The following is a 2,573-nucleotide window of genomic DNA, read 5'->3' as shown; positions in this document are numbered from 1 at the left end:
GACATCCACGAAGCCTTTCTCACCCTGGGATGCGCACTCATCTGCTGGCGGCGCCTGAAGTCATTGCGTTAGGAGTTCTAAGACCAACCCCGCATGCGCGGGGGCCACTCGCCGTGCCTGTGTCCTTCCGTCGTCGTTCATGCATCCTCCTGATGCGATCAGGGCGATCAGGGCGGATCCGAGCGTGCCGGTACGACCGGTCCGCCTGGGGTGCCGCAGGGTCATGAGTGGTGGTCACCTTCCGAGGCGCCCTGGCCGGCGATGATGCGTCCCTGATTGGCCGGGCTCGTACTGCCCTACGGCAATGTTGCGGGCGGTGTCCGGATTTCCTTGTGGGACGACGGCCCGCCCGTCGTGCTTCGTGTCGATCCCGAGTAGGTAGAGCCGTTTGCTGTCGCTGCCGTCCGTCTTGTCGAGCAGTGTCGCCGGCCTCGTGCCAGGACGTGGCGCAGGAGGCCTATCTGCGGGTGGGGCAGAAGGCGGCAGTCGGTGATCTGGCGCCGGAGACGAACGTGATGGGGGAGCAGCCGCCGAGGCAGGCCACCCTGCGGCGCTGCGGCTGGACGGTCGGAACGCAGGCGGCGTCGAGGCGTTTGACGGTGTCGTTTTTGCGGGTCTCGCCGGCCAGGTACTCCAGGCATCGGCGCCGAGCCGCTGCGATCATTCCGACGGGCCGCAGCGCGCGGCGCACCCGCGCAGCCGCACGCCGCGCGGATCCGGCAGCGGGACGTCAGCCGAGATCCTCCGAGTAGTCGGTGGTGGCGCACCCCGCGACCTCGCCGTCCTCGACGGTCTTGCCCTCCGGTGCGTGGAAGCCCGGGGTGCAGCTGAGGAGCAGCAAACCGGCGCCGAGGAGCTTGCGGCGATGATCGTCGCTGCCGGGGTCGACGGCGAAGTCGTCACCGATCATGAGGTCGTCCTGTTCGTCCTCGTCCCCCTTGAGGGCGGTCTGGAACGCCTCCAGGTCCTCGATGGTGAGGAAGTCGACGTCATCGCCACCGTTGGCCGTGCTCTGGCACTCACTGCCGCCATTGATGCCCTTCATTCCCATGGCCTCGGCCTTCGCCACGTCCCGCGGCGGCGCGGGGCGATGTCGACGCGCTCGCAGCCGAGCGTCGTCGGGAGGAGCTCCCCGCTCCTTGGGGCGACCCCGCGGAGGGCAGGCTGCCGCAGGCCGAAACCGACGCCAGGGCGACGACGGCGCCGGTCGCGGCAAGTATTCGCTGGAAACGCATGACGTCCCTTGGCAGTTGTGGCTGCAAGCCGAGCACCGACCGGATGCGGTGGTGCCTCGACTGCGCGCGAGGGCGAAGAGAGCCAACCGCGCTCGCCCGTTCCCCCGTGATGATCACTTGACCGGGGCATGGTCAGCGGAAGCGGTGCGGCGGGGCGGTGTGTTCGCCAGGCACGCCCGTCGCCGCGACGAGAGTTGGCGGGCAGCAGCCGGCGGCCGGCGGCGCGCCCTCCCTGGGAGCCGGCGCAAAATTCTTCACAGAAATTCCATGTGAGCGCGCAACCATTCGTCTCGCTGACGGGTCTGCTGTGCGAGTTCGTTGAACTCCGAACCGATCCGGGCTCCGCCGTCCGTGTTCCACGCCGGCGGAGCCCCCAGGCCTTTTCGAGGAACACATGCGCATTCGTGCCACTGCTGCCGCACTGTCCGGCGCCCTGGCCATATCCGCCCTCGCCGTCCCCGCCGCCCAGGCCGCGGACGGCCCGGGCAACGGCGCCGCCAAGGCGCAGCTCTCGTCGTCCGCCGCGAAGATCCCTGCCAACGCGGCGGCGGACGACTCACAGGGCGACACCACGATCACGAACGTCACCGTCAACGGCGGCAAGGACATCGTGGTCGGCACCAGCCTGAAGAAGACGTTCACCGTCTCGGTGACCGCCACCGACCCGTCCGGCATCTACGACGGCTACGCGTTCCTGTGGCACGGCACCGACCTGAACTCCGAGACCGGCGTCGACGGTGCCATGACCTCGAGCGCGGACCACGGCACCTGCCAGGCGGTCAACTCCACGACCTCCACCTGCACGGTCACCCTCGTCGCGGACCCGAATTCGAACATCTACAGCAACATCCTTGCCGGCCGGTGGCACGTCTACGCCTCCGCGGTGGGCAACGACGGCGACTACTCCATCAAGGACGACTACCGGTCCGGCTGGGTCAAGCGCGCCGCCCAGCTGACCACCAACGCCTCCCCTGAGCCCGTGACGAAGGGCGCGACCCTCACCGTCACCGGTGCGCTGACCCGGGCGAACTGGGACACCCTCAAGTACGGGGCCTACGGCGTGGGCTCCGTGCAGCTGCAGTTCCGCAAGGCGGGCACCAGCAGCTACACCACCGTCAAGACGGTCACCTCGGACAGCCGCGGCAACCTGAAGACGACCGTGAAGGCCGCCGACGACGGCTACTGGCGCTATGTCTGGGCCGGTACGTCGACGACCTCGGTGGCGACCGCCACCAGCGACTACGTCGACGTGAAGTAGGCCGCGCGGGCGGGGCGATGAGCCCTGCCCCGCGCGTCGGCCGCCCGGCGCACGGACCGTCACAGGTCCGCGCCGGGCGG

3 protein-coding genes are annotated in these 2,573 nt (G+C 69.3%); 1 reads left to right on the top strand and 2 read right to left on the bottom strand.

Features of this window, described 5'->3' with window-relative positions:
* Positions 1-457: 457 nt before the first annotated feature.
* Entirely contained in the window at positions 458-664 is a 207-nt protein-coding gene (locus tag DY245_RS33755) for a hypothetical protein (protein ID WP_128510952.1), read from the bottom strand.
* Between the two features lie 66 nt (positions 665-730).
* The gene (locus tag DY245_RS33750) at positions 731-1,045 is read right to left on the bottom strand and encodes a hypothetical protein (protein WP_128510951.1); all 315 of its coding nucleotides are present in this window, start codon (positions 1,043-1,045) and stop codon (positions 731-733) included.
* A 584-nt stretch (positions 1,046-1,629) separates the two neighbouring features.
* Between DY245_RS33750 and DY245_RS33745 the strand changes: the two genes are divergently transcribed.
* The gene (locus DY245_RS33745) at positions 1,630-2,493 is read left to right on the top strand and encodes a DUF5707 domain-containing protein (protein WP_128510950.1); all 864 of its coding nucleotides are present in this window, start codon (positions 1,630-1,632) and stop codon (positions 2,491-2,493) included.
* The last annotated feature ends 80 nt before the right edge of the window (positions 2,494-2,573 follow it).

Source organism: Streptomyces inhibens, assembly GCF_003389455.1.
Lineage (GTDB): Bacteria > Actinomycetota > Actinomycetes > Streptomycetales > Streptomycetaceae > Streptomyces > Streptomyces inhibens.
The sequence above is the reverse complement of the archived record's forward strand: the minus strand, read 5'-3'. Positions and strand labels throughout refer to the sequence as shown.